The following is a 16596-nucleotide window of genomic DNA, read 5'->3' as shown; positions in this document are numbered from 1 at the left end:
CCGTTCGCCAGGTTGGCGGCAGTGACGTCACGCCGGCCGCCCGGTACATTGGTGGAATGCGCCCTGTCTCACTTCTCGCGGCGGCGGTCGGCTTGGGACTCGCCGCCTGCGCCCAGTCCTCGTTCATCACCGAGGTGAGGGGCGAAACCACCGTGCCCGCGACCCTGCCCGGCGGAAGCACGGAGCTCAACGCCTTTCCCCCCATCAGCAGCCTGGCGGGGATGGACTTCGACCAGAACCAGGACTTCAAGAACCAGGGGCTTTCCAAGGACGAGGTGACGTCCGTCCACGTCGACTCCCTGTCGCTCCAGATTCTCAGCCCCAACGACGTGGACTTCACCTTCCTGGACAACGTGGAGTTCTTCGTCCGGGCGGGAGACCGGGAGTCGCGCATCGCCTGGAAGAACGATCTGGCGCGCTCGAATCTCCGTCCGCCCAACCCCACGCTGAGGCTGGATTTGGGGGACGTGGAAATGCAGCCCTACGTGTCCGCGCCGACGATGAGCATCATCATCCGCGGCAAGGGCCGCACGCCGGAGCGGGAAGTCCGCCTGCGCGCGGTGGTGCGGTTGGAAGTCGAGTCCGGACTGCTCTAGGGCGTCGCCAGTTCCTGGGCGCGGTGCTCCAGCGCGCCGGCCCGGCCGTCCAGCTCGTGGGCGAGGGCTTCCAGCCGCTTCGCCTCCGCCTCCATCGCCGCGAGGTCCACCGGGCCGCCGGCCGCGAGTGTCTGGGCGCGCACGCCGTCCACCTGCGGGCGACGGTCCGTGGCACGCGCGGGCTCGGGCTCCGGAAGCGCGGGGTCCCTGCCGGTGCCTGTGCCAGGCTGGGGCGTGGTGGGAATGCCCGGGTTGTCGGTGCCCTCCCCTGGCGGCGGGCCCCCGGAGACATCCGCCTCTCCGGCGAACATGCCTCCGCCCCGGTCGCTGGGCGCCACGCGGAGGTTCCCCGAGCGCATGCGCAGCCGCAGCCGACGGTCCTGCTCGTCGAACATGGACTCCTCGCCGAGGAAGTCGCTCATGCGCCGGTCCAGGTCCTTCTCCTCGCGCACCTCGGTGATGCGCGCGCGCAGGGACTTGAGGCGCTCGCGCACCTTGTCCTCGGCGTCACGCAGCGTGTCCGCCTGCTCCAGCAGGTCCTCGGGGTCATCTCCGCCGGCGGTGGCCTTGTCCATCATGGGCACCCGCGAGGCCGGCAGCGCCGCGCGCACCGCGTCCCGCTCCGTGCGAGTGGTGCGCAGCGCCTCCAACAGCGTGGCGCGCTGGCCCCGGTCCGCCGTCTGGTCCCACGCGCCGCGCAGCCGCGCCAGCTCGTCCGACAGCGCCTGATGCAGCGCCAGGTGCGCGCGCTCCGACTCGCCCTCCGCCGTGGACACCGCCTGCGCCAGTCCGGTGAGCGAGCCGCTCAGCTCCTGCGAGCGCCGCAGCGCCGCCTCCAGCTCCGTGCCCGTCGTCAGCCGACCCTTGCGCTCCGCCTTCAGCGCCTCGATTCGCGCGGCCACGCCCTGCAGCTCGTCCCGCAGCGCCTGCTGCTGGGTGCGCAGCGAGCGCGCCTCCGTCCTCGCCGCCTGCGCCCGCGAGCGCGCCGCCTCCAGCCCGGACGCGGCCCAGACGGGCACGGCGCAGAGCAGGCACAGCAAAAGCGCGAGGGGGCGGGGACTCATCAGCGGCCTCCCTTGAGCAAAGCGGATGCCAGCCTGCTCTGTCCTCTCCTCCACCGGAGCCTGGGAAAAGCCCTGGGATTCCAGGCGCCTGGACACACCAGGTGGGGGCAGGTGGGGGAGGGGTGGCGGTGGAAAGTCACGGGGAGGGGACCCTGGGTCACGGATTTTCGAGACTACCCCTCGTCGGGTGGCGTGCCCTTGGGGAGGAAGCCGTACTTCTCCAGCTTGTAGTACAGCGCGGACGTCTTGATGCCCAGCAACCGGGCGGTCTCCGTCTTCACGCCCCCCGCCTTCTCGTAGGCGCGGGCGATCAGCTGCCGCTCCAAATCTTCCAGGATGTCTGGAAGGGGCCGGTCTCCATGGGGCACGGGCAGCCCCGCGTCCATGCGCGGCGCGGCGCCGGTGAGGTGCGAGGGCAGGTCCGTGACGGTGAGCACGTCGCCCTCGGCGAAGACGAGCGCCTGCTCCACGACGTTCTCCAGTTCACGCACGTTGCCGGGCCACACATGCCGGGCCAGGGCGCGCAGCGCGCCTTCATCCATGCCCGTCACCCGGCGGTTCACCCGGGGGGCGTGCTTGGCCACGAAGTGCCGGGCCAGGGAGGTGATGTCCTCGGGGCGCTCGCGCAGGGGCGGCAGCATCAGCGGGACGATGTGCAGCCGGTAGTAGAGGTCCTCGCGGAAGCGGCCCGCCTTGACCTCGGCCTGGAGGTCCCGGTGTGTGGCGCTCACCACGCGCACGTCCACCTTGAGGGTCTCCTCGCCGCCCACGCGCTGGATTTCCTTCTCCTGCAGCACGCGCAGGAGCTTGGTCTGCACCGAGTGGGGAATCTCTCCGATTTCGTCGAGGAAGAGGGTGCCGCCGTCGGCCAGCTCGAAGCGGCCCAGCTTGCGCTTCACCGCGCCGGTGAAGGCGCCGCGCTCGTGGCCGAACAGCTCGCTCTCCAGCAGCGTCTCCGCCAGCGCCGCGCAGTGCACGACGACGAAGGGGCCGTCCTTGCGCGGGGACTCCTGGTGCAGCATGCGGGCGATGAGCTCCTTGCCGGTGCCGCTCTCGCCGCGCACCAGCACCGTCGCGTTGCTGTGCGCCGCCTTGCGTGCCTGGCTGAGCAGCCGCTGCATGGGCTCGCTGTCGCCCACCATGCTGCCGTGGGAGAGCGCCGCGTCCGCGTCATGCGCGGCGGTGCGCGCCTCCAGCTTCTCCACCTTGCGCCGGGTGCTGGCCAGCTCCAGGCCCTTGTCCACCTTGGCGCGCAGCACGTCGGGCGTGAAGGGCTTGGTGATGAAGTCGTAGGCGCCCTCCTGCATCGCCCGCACGGCGGTCTCAATGGTGCCGAAGGCCGTCACCACCATCACGACGGCGGAGGCGTCCAGCGCCTTGAGCGCCTGCGTGACGGCGATGCCGTCCAGGCCGTCCATCTTGAGGTCCGTGACGACCAGGTCGAAGGGGGCCTTGCGGTACGCGGCCAGGCCGTCCGCCCCGCCTCGGACAGCGGACACGGCGTGGCCGGAGCGCGTGAGGGTGACGGTCATCCCCTCGCGCAGCGTGTCGTGGTCGTCGATGACGAGAATGCGCGCCATGGTGTTTCGATTTCCTCATGCCACGAGGGCGCCGGCCGCCCGGGTGCGTCCGCATGAGAGCACACCCGGGGCGGCACCCTACACCGGACCGTGGCGGTCGGCCGCTTCCAGAAGGCGCTGGCGCGCGAGGGCTCCCCGGGGGTACGTGGGCGCGCATGGAATCCCCGAACGCCGCCGCCCTGCGTGAATTGCTCGCGCGTCATGTCCCCCAGGACGACAAGGAGCGCGAAGATCTGGAGCGCATGCGCCACCACGCGGCCACGCTGCCGTCTCCCTTCTCCCGCGCGCAGCCCGAAGCGCACTTCACCGGCAGCGCCGTGGTGGTGGACCCGGAGGGCGAGCGCGTGGTGATGGTGCTGCACGGCAAGCTCAAGCGCTGGCTGCAACCAGGCGGGCATGCGGACGCCGTGGACGCAGGCCTGATGGAGACCACCGCGCTGCGCGAGGCCCGCGAGGAGACCGGCTGCCGCGTCACGCTCCACCCCCGAGCGCCCCGGCCGCTCGACGTGGACATCCACACCATCCCCGCCCGGCGCGATGAGCCCGAGCACCAGCACCTGGACGTGCGCTACCTCGTCGTGGCGGAGGACCCCGCGTCGCTCGCGCATGACCCCAACGAGTCCACCGGCGCGCAGTGGCTCACCTGGGACGAAGCGCTCGCCCGCGCCGATGAAGCGCCCCTTCGCCGCATGCTCGAGAAGGCACGCCACGCGGTGGCCCGCACGCCGTGAGCCGTGCTCGCCCGCCCGTGACATGCGGGCGGCCTCGCGTGTGGAAGGGGAAACACAGACGCCGCGGTGCGACAGACCCCTCGGGGTGCTCCAGAGCGAATTCTGAAACATGGCGGTGAGAAAAGCGTCGCATGCGAACAGTTGCATGGCCGCGTGCAGGTGCTGTCACCACTATGGGCCGCTCCGGCGGGTGAGGGGGGGCCATGTCGGTCTGGCACCCGCCGCGAAAAGGAGCGTCCTGGAGCCATGTCGTCGACCAGCCTGGAAGTGAATGTTCCCTCGTTCGAGCCACTCGTGCGTCGCTATGGGCCTCCGCCCCTGAAGCCCTCGCCGCATCCGCGCTGGCTGGAGTCGATGCTGGAGTCGACGCGCGCGGACTGGAACGCGGCCTGCTGGCCTCCGCTGTTTCGCGACACGGCGGAGGGACGTCGCCCGCCGCTGGGGTACTGGCGGCGCGTGCTGTCGCAGTTCTTCCTCATCGTCGAGTCCTTCCCCAAATACATGGGCCTGTCGCTCGCGAAGACGACGTATGGGCGGCATGAAGGGGACGCGAGCATCCGGCGCTGGCTCCTGCAGAACCTGGGCGTCGAGGCGAAACACGCGGAGTGGTTCATCGACTGGGTGCGTGCCATCGGCATGGAGCCCGACTCGCTCTTCTCCGTGCGCCCGTTGCCGGAAATCCAGGCGCTGCACGCGCACCTGCGCGACACCTGCGCGCGCGGCACGCTGGCGGAGGGCATCGCCGCGTCCAACTGGGCCATCGAGGGCATCACCGGTGTGTGGACCAAGGAGGTGGTGGAGCCCTTCCGGGGCTACGCCTCGGATGGAGCGCGCATCGACGCGAGCGCCATGATGTGGCTCAAGGCCCACGCCCGCTACGACGACCTGCACCCGGTGGAAGCGCTCGAAATCCTCAAGCTCTCCGTGGACTCGGAGAGCACCGAGCCCGCCCGTGTCGCCGCCGCCGCGCGCAAGTCCCTGCGCCTGTACTCGGCGGCCATTCGCGCCTGCTGCGCGGACTGACCTCGGCCGCCTCCTCGCCCTTGTTTGCTTGGGGAGGTGGTTTTCCTGGATGTGTATGTCTTTCAACAAGCTCTGGCATGACGGTTGTGCAGTGTCTGGAACCGGGCGGGGCCCTCTCGCTTTCCACTCGATGACGTGCGGAGAATGGTGTCTGGAGCCATCCCGTCAGCATGGATTCTTCGTGGCCGCATGACGCGGGAAAGCGACCGGTATGAGCATCGAAGACAAGGTGATTCGCGAGTATCGGTGGCGTGCGCTCAAGGTGTTCATGGCGTGGGTGGTGCCAGCCGCGCCCATCGCCGCGTACCTCAATGGCATGTCCATGGGGGTGGCGGGCTGGGAGGGTGTGAAGGCGGTGGCGTGGGTGTTGCCGCCCATCCTCGTGGGCCTGGGGATGATCTACCCCGCTGTATTCATGCGGTGGCTGGTGGGCAGCGCGCTGCGGACGTACGCGGGTGACAGGCCGGGTGCGCGGCTGGAGCGCATCCTCCGACTCCCGTGGCGCGTGGCGGTGGGAACGTCCTGGGTCGGATGGACGCTGGGAGGCTTCTGGTTCAGCCTCCACGTGTGTCTGACCTGGCACAAGGATTTGGGCCTCGTCGTGCTGGGCACCATCATCGGCGTGTGCTGCGGCGTGCTGCTGGGCTTTCCCATCAGCGTCTCGCTGGAGCGGATGCTGCTGCCGCTGGCGCTCGAGGAGCAGCGCAAGGACCCGACGGTGGTGCTCCAGGGCGGCGGCTTCTCGTGGCCCCGACAGGCGTGGTTCCTGCCCTTCACTTTTGGAGGCTCCATCGTCGCCGCGCTGGTGCTCAGCGGCTGCGTGGTGATGGTGAAGCTGGAGGGCATCCGCGACACGCTTCATCTGGAGCTGGTGGCGGAGGGCGCGCAGCGCTCGGCGCGGATGCTGATGGAGCTGGGCGGCGTGCTGGCGGGAGAGCTGGCCTTCAGCCTGGCGTGGGTGGGTGGGCTGCTGCTGTTGCCGGGCATCACCACGTGGATGCTGGCGCGGCGTCAGGCGCGGGCGGCGGAGGCGGTGGGACAGGCCATCGAGTCCGTGGCGGCGGGACGCGTCGTCGCGCCCGCGTGGGTGTCCACCGACGAGGTGGGAGACCTGGCGGCGGGGATGAACGCGGTGCTGGCCCGGCTGCGACAGCTTCCGCTGGCGCTCCAGGCGTCGGCCGCGCGGCTGGGCGAGGCGGGCAGCCACCTGCGCACGGCCAACGATGAGCAACAGCAGAGCTTCACGAAGCAGGCCGCCGCGCTGCATGAGGCGCAGGTGACGTCGGAGGAGATTCGCCGCACGTCGCGCATGGCGGCGGACCGGGCGGAGGCGGTGCTCCAGGTGGCGAAGCGCGCGGAGGAGCTGGGCCTCAAGGGCGAGGCAGCGGTGGAACTCAGCGTGGCGGGGCTTGCGGACATTCGCGGCGCGGTGGACGGAATCCAGCAGCGACTGGCGAAGCTGGCGGAGAGCACCACGCAGATTGGCGACATCACCGAGACGGTGAAGGACCTGGCGGCCCAGTCCCACCTGCTCGCCGTCAACGCGGCCATCGAAGCGGCGCGCTCTGGCGAGCAGGGCAAGGGCTTCGCGGTGGTGGCCCGGGAAGTCCGCGCGTTGGCGGACCAGTCCATCCAGTCCACGCAGCGCATCCGGCGCATCCTCCAGGAAATCACCGAGGGCATCCGGGACGCGGCGAGCATGGGTGAGCAGGGCGTGCGCACCATTGGCACGGGGTTGGACCAGATGCGCTCTTCGGGAGACTCGCTGCGGGAGCTGTCGCTCATGTCCCAGGAGAACTCGGCCGCGGCTCGGCAGATCGCCGCCGCGGTGACGCAGCAGAACGCCGGCATCTCCCAGATTTCCATCGCCATCGCCGACCTGTCGCAAATCATGGACGCGACGATGAAGCGGCTGGAGTCCACGCAGGAGGCCACGCGCTCGCTGGCCCATGTCTCGGGCGAGGTGGGGCAGATGGCGCGTCAGTTCAACGTGGCGAGCTGACGCCCGAGGGCCTCAAGGGCAGCGTCAGGGTGAACGTCGTGTCGCCCGGCGCGGACGTCAGGTGCAGCTCTCCCCCGTGCGCGCGGGCAATCTTGCGCGCCAGGGGCAGGCCCAGGCCGGTGCCCTTCTCGCGGGTGGTGAAGAAGGGCTCGAAGATGCGCTCGCGCTCGGCCTCCGGCACCCCCGCGCCGGCGTCGTGGACGCGGATGGCATAGCGCCCGTCGTGTTCGGCGCCGGAGATGCGCACGCGGCCTCCGGAGGCGGAGGCCTGCACCGCGTTCTTCACCAGGTTCAGCAGCGCGGCGGTGAGCAGGCTGCCGTCGGCCTCCAGCACGGCGGGCGTGGCGTCCACCTCCAGCGTCACGTCGCGGATGCTGGCCTCCGCGGAGGACAGCTCCTGGACGACGGAGAGCAGGGCGGGGGCCTCCACGGGGGCGCGGGCCAGGGGCTGCTCGCGCGCGAAGGCGAGGAAGTCCTCGACGATGCGCTGGAGGAAGGCGACCTCTCGCTGGATGCGCTCGACGTGCTCCTGGGCCTCCTCGTGGGCGCCCGCGCGCAGGTCCTCCTGGAGGATGCCGGAGAACAGGGCGATGCCGCCCAGGGGGTTGCGCACCTCGTGGGCCACGCCCGCGAGCATCATCTTCAACTGTCGGTCCCGACTCTCCAGCGCGCCGCGCATCACCTCCAGCTCACGGGCGAGCACGCCGATTTCGCGCGTGGGCTCCGGAGGCACGGGCGTGGTGAGGTCTCCCCGGCCGATTCTCAGCGCGGAGTCCATCAGCCGGCCGAGCGGACGCGCCAGCCCCCGGGCGGTGAGCAGCGCGATGATGGCGAGCGCGGTGAGGGCCAGCGCGCCCATGATGACGAACGTGCGCGACAGGTGCTGGAGCGGGCCGAAGAACGCGGCGCTGCCCTCCACGCCCACCGCGCCCACCACCTTCCCGGCGTGGACGATGGGGGCATAACCCGTCTTGTACAGCCGCCCATCCGAGCCGGTGAAGAGGACCTGACTGGCCGCGTGCTCGCCCGCGAAGACCCGCGCCAGCTCCAGCCTGTCGCGCGCCAGCTCCGGCACCTCCGAGCCCACCGGCAGGCCGCCGCCCACGTCCGCGCGCACCCGACCCTGGACGTCCACGGCGAAGACGCGGCGCGCGCCACTGGCCTCGCGCACGCCTTCCAGCAGGCGCACCAGGTTGCGCCACGTCCGGGTGCCGCCCGAGTCGTCGCCGGCCTCAATCGTGAGCATGCGCTCGCCGTTGAGCTGGCTGGCGGTGGCGGCGGCGATGTTGGAGAGGCTGGTGCCCAGCTCCTCCTCGAGGATGGAGCGCGCGAGCTGGTAGACGGCCGTGCCCGCCACCGCGACGAAGAGCAGGGTGGGGACGAGGAACGCCGCCAGCAGCCGCGTCGACAGCAGGCTGGGGAGCTCTCTCCACGGGAAGGCGTTTCGTCGCTCCGCGCTCATGCGTGGCGCGGACTCTAGCCGAGCGCCCCCGTGCGCGGTCCGTCTTCGAGCGGACGTCCCTCATCTGGTAGAAGCCCGAGGCACCCCCGCATGCGCTCTCCTTCTTCGCCCCGTCTCCGTGAGCCCCTGGTCGTCCTGGGTGCGTCGGTCGTCGCCACGCTGCTGTTCTTCCACCGACTCCTCTCGACGGGAGGCGCGCTCTGCGAGCGGGACATGCTGCGGGTGTTCGCCCCGGCCAAGGCGTACTGGGCGCACGCGGTGAGCCAGGGCGTCTGGCCCGGTTGGTATCCCTTCAACGCGCTGGGACAGCCCTTCGCGGGCGCCACCGTCACGGGGGTCTTCCATCCAGCCAACGTGCTGGCGCTGCTGTTCGACGGGCCCGGCGCGCTGACCGCGATGGCGCTGCTGTGCTACCCGCTGGCCGCCACCGGGACGTACCTCTTCCTGCGGGCCCGTGATGCTTTCCCCTTCGCCGCCGCGCTGGGCGCCCTGGCCTTCGCCCTGAGTGGGTACCTGGTCAGCCTCACCAACAACCTGCTGTACCTCCAGGCCGCCACCGCCTTGCCCTGGCTCCTGCTCATCGCGGACTCGGTGCTGGCACGCGGCTCCTGGTCGATGGCGGGCGCGCTGGGATGTGTCCTTCCGACGGTCCTCTTCGCGGGAGACCCGCAGGGCTTCACGGTGTGCGGCGCCACGGTGCTCCTCGTCGTGGTGCTGTGTCCGCTCGGTGTTGGTGTGACGCGTCGTCGGGTGCTGCTCGTCACGGGGACGGGACTGCTGCTCGCGGCGCTGGTGGCCACCGCGCAGCTCTGGGCCTCCGCGTCCGTGCTGGGGGAGACCTTCGCGGAGCGCCGCACCGCCGAGTCCGCGCAGCTCTGGTCGGTGCATCCGCTGCGGTTGCTCGACCTGGCGGTGGGCAATGTCTTCGCGCTGGAGCCGCCTCTTCGCGGCCCCGTCGCCCAGGGACTGCTGGGCATGCAGACGACGGACTTCTGGGCGCGCTCGCTCTATGTCGGGCTGCCGGTGTTGTTCCTGGCGGGCGTGTGCGTAGTGGCGCGTCGCCGGGAGCGCTGGGTGCAGGTGGCGGTGGGCTTCTCGGTGCTGGGGTTGTTGCTGATGTTCGGCAGACACACGCCTCTGTATGGCTTTGTCTATGACCTCGTTCCTCCGTGGCGGGCCTTCCGCTATCCGGAGAAGCTCACGGTGCATGTGACCTTCTGGCTGGCGGTGCTCGCGGCGTGGGGGGCCCAGGACCTGTTGGACCGCGCCAGGGGCGGACGTCGTCGCGCGGGCTGGGGACTGGTGGGCCTGGGCGCCGGGATGCTGCTGCTGGCGCTGACGGGCGCGGGGCTGTGGCTGGCGCAGGCGCTGCGAGGCTTCTATTCGGGGCCGGACGCGTCCTGGGCGGAGCTGTCGCGTCAGGTCGGGGAGCGGCTCACGGTGGACGCCGCCTGTGTGGCGGTGACCTGTGTGGGGATGGGCCTGTTCGCCCTCTTCGCGGCACACCCGAGGCAGGTGGGTCTGGGCTGGGTGTTGCTGCTCGCGGCGGACCTGTATCGCGTCAGCGAGCCCATCTATGTCTCGTGTGACCAGCGGCTGCTCACCACGGCGCCGCCGTTCGTGGAGGAGCTCCAGCGGCGCGAGGGCCCGTCCCTGCCAGGCCGCGCGCGCGTCTACACCGCGTCGGGCATCGCCCTGCCGGAGACGGTGGAAGGGCTGACTCCGGATGAGGCGCAGGTGGCGGGCACGCGGATGGTGCTCGCGGCGGACAGCGCGTCGGCGTGGGGCGTGGAGAGCGCGAACTGGTACCTGCCCGCGTTGTCCGCTCGCGTGGCGGACCTCCTGAAGGATCAGCGTCAGTGGTGGAACCGGTATGGGCCGCTCGCGGGCGTGGGCTACTTCGTCGCGGATGAGACCCAGGTGGAGGAGCGCCGGCTGCGGAACAACGTGCTGTCCACGAGCGAGCCCTTCAAGGTCTCCCTGCTCGCGCATCCCCGACCCCTGCCGCGCGTCTACCTCGCCCCGCCTCGGTGTGTGTCGGGCCCGGAGGAGAGCCTGGCCGTCATTGCCTCGCCCGACTTCGTCCCCGGCCAGCAGGCCGTCGTCGAGTGTCGCGAGCCCTTGCCCACGGCGCCTCCGGGAGGTGACTCCGGGAAGGCCACGCTCACGCGGTACGGAGTGGACGAAGTGGAGGTGGAGGTCGATGCCACGCGTCCCTCCGTCCTGGTGCTGTCGGACGCGTACTTCACGGGCTGGAGCGCCACCGTGGATGAGGTCCCGACGGAGGTCCTTCCCGCGAACCACGCGCTGCGCGCCGTGGCCGTCCCCGCGGGAGCACACCGCGTGGTGTGGCGGTATGCCCCTCCCGGTGAAGCGGCCTCCCTGGCGGTGAGCGGACTGGGCCTGCTGCTCTGTCTGCTCACCTGGGTGGCCGCGCCACTGCGCAGGCGGCTGCGTCGCGAAGGGCCCGCATCCTCCGAGCCCCCGCGCGCGGCGACGACGCCCTGACGCACTCACACCAGGGCGTCAGGGTGCCGCTAGTTACATGAGAACGTGTACGTGGCTGGCGTGCTCCAGGTGCCGTCCGCGTTGATGTTGCGCACGGTGTAGCCGCTGAACGGATACGTCGTGGTCCAGCAGTCGCGAGCGCGCACGTCGTTGCGGACGGCGGCGGAGAGGTCCCAGTTGCCCCTGCGACGCAGCTTCTCGTACGCGGCGATTCGGTCGATGGCGTCCACCCACGTGGAGTCGGCGGCCAGCACGTCGCGGCGCTTCTCGATGAACTTCTGGAGCCACGCCGACTCGGTGATGCCGTTGTAGCCCACCGAGGGCGCCACCTGCCCGGTGTTGCCCAGCGCGATGTTCGTCGCGCGCGTCAGGCTCTTCACGCCGGACTCGCCGTGGTTGATGTACGCGTCATACAGCGCCATCTTCGACAGGGCCTGGGTGGCGCCCCACTTGTTCGCCTCGTTCATCGCCGGCGTGTAATAGAACTGGTCGCTGACCTGGTCCTGGCATGCCTTGAAGTCCGCGCGAGTCGTCGTGTTGTTGTAGCTGGTGGCCCAATCCGCCGTCCAATTGCCGATGACATCCAGCTCCGACGTGGATGGCTGGGATTGACCCGTGGACAGGAAGCGGTTGTTGATGGTCGTCAGCCCCGGCATGTACTTGGCCATGATGTTGCCGTTGGCCGCGCTGCGCCGGGCGTTGTAGCACTGGATGACCTGGATGGCGTCGCCCGTGCCCGTGCAGAAGCCCGCGCGTCCATTCGTGTAGCCACGCCCGTCCTGGATGTTCTCCGAGTACGCATAGTCGATGGTGGGCGTGTCGTTCTCCCAGATGCTGGTGAGCGCCTCCGCCACCTTCTTCTGGTTCGCCGTGAGCCCCGTCACCGGCGGCACGGTGCCCCCACAGCTCGGGTCGCTGATGACGACGTTCGTCGCGGTGAACGACGTGTTCGTGTTCGTCGAATAGTAGAACGTGTACGACGCATTCACGCCCACGGTGAGCCCCGACGTCCGCGAGTACGTACACGTGGAGCCGCTCTGCGTGTGCGTCCAGCCCGGCTCGTCGTGGTCACACGTCACGCCGCTGGGGACGCCGAACGCAATCGTCGGACTCGTCATCGCGCTGGTGCCCGTGTTCTGGAACACCAGGGTGCCCCACCAGTCCGCGCCCACGTAGGTGTTCGTCGTAATCACATACGAGCAGGCCGCAAGCCCCTGCTCCGCCTGTCCCACCTCCGCCCCGTCCTCACCCGCCTCCGGTGCGCAGCCGGCGACCGCCGCTCCCACCCACACCAGCATTCCCCACTTCATCCACAATGAATCATTCCGACGCTGTCCCATGCGCGCTCTCCTTGGCTTCGGCCGGCTCCGACACCTGGAGCGGCTGAAGCTTCAGCTACCTCTGGAAGAGCAGAAAGTCAGTTAAATCCGGTCGGACGCCTTCTTGCTTGTCTTGCGAACGACCTGGCTTCCAGCCGAGCGCGAACCGGCGTGCTTATCCTGTCTTCAGGTCACTTCAGCGCGAGGAGGGACGTGATGTCTTTGGAGACGATTCTAGTGTGGGCGGTCATCGGCCTCATCGCCGGATGGTTGGCGTCGGCCGTCGTGGGTGGTGGCTATGGCATCATCGGAGACATCGTGGTGGGTGTGGTGGGCGCGTTCCTGGGTGGTTTCATCTTCCGCGCCCTGGGGGCGGGGCAGCCCTTCGGTGGAATCGCGGGGACCATCTTCGTGGCCTTCATCGGAGCCGTCGTCCTGCTGCTCATCTTGAGAGCCATTCGTTCGAGCACCGTCCGCAGAACATGAGTGGGCGGTGTCAGGTGCTGCGCCAGCCTTCGATGGCGGTGACGACGGCGGCGAGCATCATGAGGCCACCCACGGCTTGACCGACGCGCGCGCTGGCGGAGGGACGTGACTCCAGCCAGCCGCGTGCGCGGTCCGCGGCGAGCGCGACGGCGCCATACACCGCGGCTTGCGTGAGCGCGATGATGGCGCCGAGCGCCAGGGCCTGGAGCCAGATGGGCCCATATTCCGGCCGCAGGAACTGCGGGAAGACGGCGAGCATGAAGACGTACGCCTTCGGGTTGAGCAGGTTGGTGAGGGCTCCCTGACGGAACGTCGCCGCCGCCGAGCGCTGCCCTGACTGTGACGACGCGGAGAACGCGGCCGGGCTGCGCACGAGCGACAGGCCCATCCAGGCCACGTACAGCGCGCCCACCCACAAGAGGGCATTGAACGCGGCGGGCATGACGGTGAGCAGCACTGCGACGCCCGTCGCGCCGACCAGGACGTGGCACGCGGCCCCGGCGATGATGCCGCCCACCGCGGACAGCCCCGCGCGACGGCCTCCCACCAGGGAACTGGCCAGGACGAACGCCATGTCCAGCCCCGGGAGGATGACGATGCCAAACACCAACACGAAGAACAGCCACAGGTGCGAGGTCTGCGTCATCGGATTCCGCGAGCCTTTCCGTCAGCGCCAGCGCGCCCGGACTGGGGCGAGGCCATGAATGGCACCGTACGGGGCATGTAGGGCGGAATCGGTCCTGATTCGGACAGGGCTCCAGCGTGAAGCCGAAGTCCGTCCCTGCTCGGACCAGCGGTGCCGCGAATCGGGGTGACGCCTGGCCGTTGTCGCTGCTCCCGGAGCTCGTTGTCGCTGCTTCCAGAGCCCGTTGTCGTTGCTCCCGGAGCCCAGCCCGTCGTTGCTGCTCCCGGAGCCCGGCCCGTCAGGGAGGGCCAGTTGCGGCGGTCCTCCCGGCCCGTGACGGGTGGGAGCGAAGTTCCTTCACGGTAGGTGTGGGACACCGACCCGGGACACTTCTGGTTTCTATTCACCTGGAGTGAATGCGAGCGGGCTTCGTCGGACATCTGGCGCCATGGGCATTAGGTTCGCGCCCCATGTCCCGTCCCACCACGCGTGTGCTCACCGTGCTCGAGCTGTTGCAGACGCATGGGCGGATGAGCGGCTCGGAGCTGGCGCGGCGGCTGGAGGTGGACCGGCGCACGGTGCGTCGCTACATCCTGAAGCTGGAGGAGCTGGGCATCCCCATCACCGCCGAGCGCGGACGCGACGGCGCCTACATGCTGGTGGCGGGCTTCAAGCTGCCGCCCATGATGTTCACCGATGACGAAGTCCTGGCGCTGTCCGTGGGCCTGCTGGCCGCGCGGGGCATGGGGCTGGCGGAAGCGGCACCCGCGGTGGCCAGCGCCCAGGCGAAGCTGGAGCGGGTGATGCCCGCGCCGCTCAAGCGGCGGGTGCGGGCGGTGGACGAGTCGGTGACGCTCGACATCTCCGGCTCGCGGGCGACGCTGGACAACACCGCGCTCGTCGCGCTCAGCGCCGCGGCGCAGCAGCGGCAGCGCGTGCGCCTGTCCTACCGCGCCGCACGGGACGAGGACACCGAACGCGAGTTCGACACCTATGGCCTCGTCTGGCGCGGCGGACGTTGGTACGCGGTGGGCGTCTGCCACCTGCGCCAGGGGCTGCGCACGTTCCGGTTGGACCGCGTGCGCGCCGTGCAGTCGCTCGACATGAGCTTCGAGCGGCCCGACGGCTTCGATGCGCTGGCGCATGTGACGCTCGCGGTGGCCAGCCTGCCGCGCGCGCACGCGGTGGAGGTGCGGCTCGACACGGACCTGGCGACCGCGCGGCGAGCCATCTTCGCCACGCTGGGCGTGCTGGAGCCGATGGACGGAGGCGGCGTGCGGCTGCTCGGACAGACCGAAGACCTGGACTGGTTCGCCCGCGAGCTGTCGCGGCTGCCCTTCGCCTTTCACGTCCAGCAGCCCGAGGAGATGCGTGCCGCGCTGGAGGCCCAGGCCCGCAGGCTCCTGGCGCTGGCTCGGGCGACCTAGCGGGTGTCCGCGCGCTGGCGCCGACGGAACTCCGCCACCTTGGCCTTGTTTCCGCAGCCCGCCATGGAACACCAGCGCCGCTGACCGGAGCGGGAGGTGTCGACGAAGAGCAGGGCACAGCCTTCCTGCGAGCAGTTGCGGATGCGCTCCGCGAACGGACCTCCCAACAGCTCCGCGGCGTCGCGTGCCACCGCCGCGAGCTGTCCCCTCACGCCCGCGCCCGTCCACAAGAGGCCCCGAGGCCCCAACTGCGGCGCCGGAGGCGGCTCCGCGGCCCAGCGATTGAGGATGGCGCGGTCCCTGGCGGAGAAGCTCTCGCCCCGCGCGCGCGCCATGCCCAGCCGGTAGATGGCCTCGCGCAGCTCGCGCGCCTGCGTCAGCTCTTCCGCCGAGGGCTCCTGCATCTGAGTGGCCAGTCCCGCGGCCACCAGCCACCGTCCCAGGTCCGCCGGTGCCTGGAGCAAGTCCCTCGGCACATCCTGGAGTCGCCCGGCCAGGGTGGCCGGCAGGTCCAACGACAGCCGCCCCGAGCGGAACTTGAACCCGTCCCTCAGCTCTCCCTTCGGAACAGGGGGATGCGCGGGAGTGGGGCGATGCCTGGCGGCCATGGGGACCTCGGTGAAGTTCGAAACCACATTGACAAGTTATATGGAACGGGCGCGGAAGCACGCTCGAAGTTCGTAACCTGTCAATGGGGTTGCTGTGTCTAGCCGACGAGTCGCACGTAGGGTGCTTGCGGGCTGACGAAGTGGGGCGCCCCGGTCGCGGACGCGCGACGTTTTCAGCGGTTCCAGAGGAAGTCGACGAGCACGGCGTAGTGCGTGCTGGCTCCGGCGATGACCAGGATGTGGAACACCTCGTGGTAGCCGAAGACGGCGGGGCTGGGGTCCGGCCACTTGCGCGCGTAGACGACGGCGCCCACGGCGTAGAGGGCGCCGCCGAAGAGGAGCCACGAGGCCCGCTCGGCGCCAATCACGCCGGGCAGCCGCAGCATCACCGGGGCCGCCATGGCGCCCAGGAGGGTGTAGAGCACCGAGCGGACGCCGCGTGGCCCGGAGATGCCCAGCAGCGAGAGCCCCGCGCCCGTGAGCGCGCAGGCCCACATCACCCCGAGCAGGTATTCCGTCCAGGCGCCCGGGGCGTCGAGCGTGGCCAGCGGGGTGAAGGTCCCCGCGATGAGCAGGTAGATGGCCGCGTGGTCCATCCGCCGCAGGCGCTGGTACGCGACAGGGCTCCAGGTGGGCAGGTGATAGGCCGCGCTGGTGCCGAACATCAGGACCAGGGAGAAGCCGAAGACCCCATCGGCCAGTTGCTGCGTGCCCTGGGCGGGGGCGATGGCGAGCACGAAGCAGCCCCACAGCGCGGCCAGGAAGGCCAGGGCATGGGACACGCCTCGCAGTCGGGGCTTCACGTCCGCCAGGAGGGTGCGGGTCTCGGGTGGGTCGATGGACGCCATGCCCCTGTCCTAGTCACGGCAGGTCATCGCCGCGTCAGCGCGCGAGGCGTCGCGTCAGCCCGTGGACGGGACTCCCGCCGCAAGCGTCGACTGCTCCTCAATCGTGTGACGCGAAGGTGCCCGCGAGCCCACGAGCGCGTCCGGATGTCGCTTCCGGCACGGTTGATATGGGATTGGGGTGCGAGCGCTCGGTTGATTGCCAGGGTTCATGTCTGGATTGATGAGGAATTGCCCGCCGCCCCAGGGTTCGCGATGTTTGCAGGGGTATCCGGCTTCGAGCGGTGTAGACGGTGAATTCGGTGTTTCATCCGGGTCTG

The 16596-nt window shown here is 70.2% G+C and carries 14 protein-coding genes; 7 read left to right on the top strand and 7 right to left on the bottom strand.

Annotated elements, in window-relative coordinates; all coding sequences use genetic code 11:
- Positions 1 to 56 precede the first annotated feature (56 nt).
- The gene (locus tag HUA75_RS25520; protein WP_141642235.1) at positions 57 to 596 is read left to right on the top strand and encodes a hypothetical protein; all 540 of its coding nucleotides are present in this window, start codon (positions 57 to 59) and stop codon (positions 594 to 596) included.
- Here the strand turns inward: HUA75_RS25520 and HUA75_RS25515 are convergent.
- Together HUA75_RS25515 and HUA75_RS25510 are read right to left on the bottom strand one after the other, a co-directional pair.
- Entirely contained in the window at positions 593 to 1660 is a 1068-nt protein-coding gene (locus tag HUA75_RS25515; protein WP_174487831.1) for a TetR family transcriptional regulator, read from the bottom strand. The genes HUA75_RS25520 and HUA75_RS25515 overlap by 4 nt on opposite strands.
- 173 nt (positions 1661 to 1833) lie before the next feature.
- Complete coding sequence (locus tag HUA75_RS25510; RefSeq protein ID WP_141648476.1) at positions 1834 to 3240, bottom strand: sigma-54 dependent transcriptional regulator; 1407 nt, start codon at positions 3238 to 3240, stop codon at positions 1834 to 1836.
- Between the two features lie 155 nt (positions 3241 to 3395).
- Here HUA75_RS25510 and HUA75_RS25505 point away from each other — a divergent pair, with 155 nt between their 5' ends.
- From HUA75_RS25505 to HUA75_RS25495, 3 genes are all read left to right on the top strand, one after another.
- Complete coding sequence (locus tag HUA75_RS25505; RefSeq protein ID WP_141648475.1) at positions 3396 to 3971, top strand: NUDIX hydrolase; 576 nt, start codon at positions 3396 to 3398, stop codon at positions 3969 to 3971.
- 246 nt (positions 3972 to 4217) lie between these two features.
- Entirely contained in the window at positions 4218 to 4994 is a 777-nt protein-coding gene (locus tag HUA75_RS25500; protein WP_141648474.1) for a TenA family transcriptional regulator, read from the top strand.
- A gap of 211 nt (positions 4995 to 5205) precedes the next feature.
- Positions 5206 to 6996, top strand: a complete 1791-nt coding sequence (locus tag HUA75_RS25495; protein WP_174487830.1) for a methyl-accepting chemotaxis protein — start codon at positions 5206 to 5208, stop codon at positions 6994 to 6996.
- On the opposite strand, the gene HUA75_RS25490 is transcribed toward HUA75_RS25495, so the two are convergent.
- Positions 6980 to 8458 (bottom strand): ATP-binding protein, encoded by a 1479-nt coding sequence (locus HUA75_RS25490; RefSeq protein WP_174459650.1) that lies wholly within the window; start codon positions 8456 to 8458, stop codon positions 6980 to 6982. The genes HUA75_RS25495 and HUA75_RS25490 overlap by 17 nt on opposite strands.
- Positions 8459 to 8548: 90 nt before the next feature.
- Here HUA75_RS25490 and HUA75_RS25485 point away from each other — a divergent pair, with 90 nt between their 5' ends.
- A complete protein-coding gene (locus tag HUA75_RS25485; RefSeq protein WP_174487829.1) occupies positions 8549 to 10966 on the top strand; it encodes a YfhO family protein in 2418 nt (805 codons plus the stop codon).
- Positions 10967 to 10995: 29 nt separating this feature from the next.
- Here HUA75_RS25485 and HUA75_RS25480 read toward each other — a convergent pair whose 3' ends face one another.
- On the bottom strand, positions 10996 to 12306 hold the full coding sequence (locus HUA75_RS25480; protein ID WP_174454687.1) for a chitosanase: 1311 nt from the start codon (positions 12304 to 12306) through the stop codon (positions 10996 to 10998).
- A 195-nt stretch (positions 12307 to 12501) separates the two neighbouring features.
- Here HUA75_RS25480 and HUA75_RS25475 point away from each other — a divergent pair, with 195 nt between their 5' ends.
- Positions 12502 to 12771, top strand: a complete 270-nt coding sequence (locus HUA75_RS25475) for a GlsB/YeaQ/YmgE family stress response membrane protein (RefSeq protein ID WP_141648469.1) — start codon at positions 12502 to 12504, stop codon at positions 12769 to 12771.
- A 10-nt stretch (positions 12772 to 12781) separates the two neighbouring features.
- Here HUA75_RS25475 and HUA75_RS25470 read toward each other — a convergent pair whose 3' ends face one another.
- Positions 12782 to 13417, bottom strand: coding sequence for a LysE family translocator (locus HUA75_RS25470; RefSeq protein WP_141648468.1), 636 nt, complete (start codon positions 13415 to 13417; stop codon positions 12782 to 12784).
- Between the two features lie 449 nt (positions 13418 to 13866).
- Between HUA75_RS25470 and HUA75_RS25465 the strand changes: the two genes are divergently transcribed.
- Positions 13867 to 14823 carry a YafY family protein gene (locus tag HUA75_RS25465; protein ID WP_174487828.1) on the top strand — a complete coding sequence of 319 codons (957 nt, stop codon included), beginning with the start codon at positions 13867 to 13869 and terminating at the stop codon, positions 14821 to 14823.
- Here the strand turns inward: HUA75_RS25465 and HUA75_RS25460 are convergent.
- Both HUA75_RS25460 and HUA75_RS25455 read right to left on the bottom strand, forming a co-directional pair.
- Positions 14820 to 15431, bottom strand: a complete 612-nt coding sequence (locus tag HUA75_RS25460) for an ABATE domain-containing protein (RefSeq protein WP_141647143.1) — start codon at positions 15429 to 15431, stop codon at positions 14820 to 14822. The two genes, HUA75_RS25465 and HUA75_RS25460, sit on opposite strands and share 4 nt — an antisense overlap.
- 173 nt (positions 15432 to 15604) lie before the next feature.
- On the bottom strand, positions 15605 to 16279 hold the full coding sequence (locus HUA75_RS25455; protein WP_174487827.1) for a hemolysin III family protein: 675 nt from the start codon (positions 16277 to 16279) through the stop codon (positions 15605 to 15607).
- Positions 16280 to 16596: the final 317 nt, after the last annotated feature.

This window comes from Myxococcus sp. CA040A, assembly GCF_013336725.1.
Classification (GTDB): domain Bacteria; phylum Myxococcota; class Myxococcia; order Myxococcales; family Myxococcaceae; genus Myxococcus; species Myxococcus llanfairpwllgwyngyllgogerychwyrndrobwllllantysiliogogogochensis.
The sequence above is the reverse complement of the archived record's forward strand: the minus strand, read 5'-3'. Positions and strand labels throughout refer to the sequence as shown.

Excerpts from the sequence above, each read along its gene's own strand:
- HUA75_RS25505 (WP_141648475.1), top strand. The coding sequence starts at position 3,396 with ATGGAATCCCCGAACGCCGCCGCCCTGCGTGAATTGCTCGCGCGTCAT.
- HUA75_RS25460 (WP_141647143.1), bottom strand. The coding sequence starts at position 15,431 with ATGGCCGCCAGGCATCGCCCCACTCCCGCGCATCCCCCTGTTCCGAAG.
- HUA75_RS25515 (WP_174487831.1), bottom strand. The coding sequence starts at position 1,660 with ATGAGTCCCCGCCCCCTCGCGCTTTTGCTGTGCCTGCTCTGCGCCGTG.
- HUA75_RS25490 (WP_174459650.1), bottom strand. The coding sequence starts at position 8,458 with ATGAGCGCGGAGCGACGAAACGCCTTCCCGTGGAGAGAGCTCCCCAGC.
- HUA75_RS25485 (WP_174487829.1), top strand. The coding sequence starts at position 8,549 with ATGCGCTCTCCTTCTTCGCCCCGTCTCCGTGAGCCCCTGGTCGTCCTG.
- HUA75_RS25520 (WP_141642235.1), top strand. The coding sequence starts at position 57 with ATGCGCCCTGTCTCACTTCTCGCGGCGGCGGTCGGCTTGGGACTCGCC.
- HUA75_RS25495 (WP_174487830.1), top strand. The coding sequence starts at position 5,206 with ATGAGCATCGAAGACAAGGTGATTCGCGAGTATCGGTGGCGTGCGCTC.
- HUA75_RS25465 (WP_174487828.1), top strand. The coding sequence starts at position 13,867 with ATGTCCCGTCCCACCACGCGTGTGCTCACCGTGCTCGAGCTGTTGCAG.
- HUA75_RS25470 (WP_141648468.1), bottom strand. The coding sequence starts at position 13,417 with ATGACGCAGACCTCGCACCTGTGGCTGTTCTTCGTGTTGGTGTTTGGC.
- HUA75_RS25455 (WP_174487827.1), bottom strand. The coding sequence starts at position 16,279 with ATGGCGTCCATCGACCCACCCGAGACCCGCACCCTCCTGGCGGACGTG.
- HUA75_RS25475 (WP_141648469.1), top strand. The coding sequence starts at position 12,502 with ATGTCTTTGGAGACGATTCTAGTGTGGGCGGTCATCGGCCTCATCGCC.
- HUA75_RS25500 (WP_141648474.1), top strand. The coding sequence starts at position 4,218 with ATGTCGTCGACCAGCCTGGAAGTGAATGTTCCCTCGTTCGAGCCACTC.
- HUA75_RS25510 (WP_141648476.1), bottom strand. The coding sequence starts at position 3,240 with ATGGCGCGCATTCTCGTCATCGACGACCACGACACGCTGCGCGAGGGG.
- HUA75_RS25480 (WP_174454687.1), bottom strand. The coding sequence starts at position 12,306 with ATGGGACAGCGTCGGAATGATTCATTGTGGATGAAGTGGGGAATGCTG.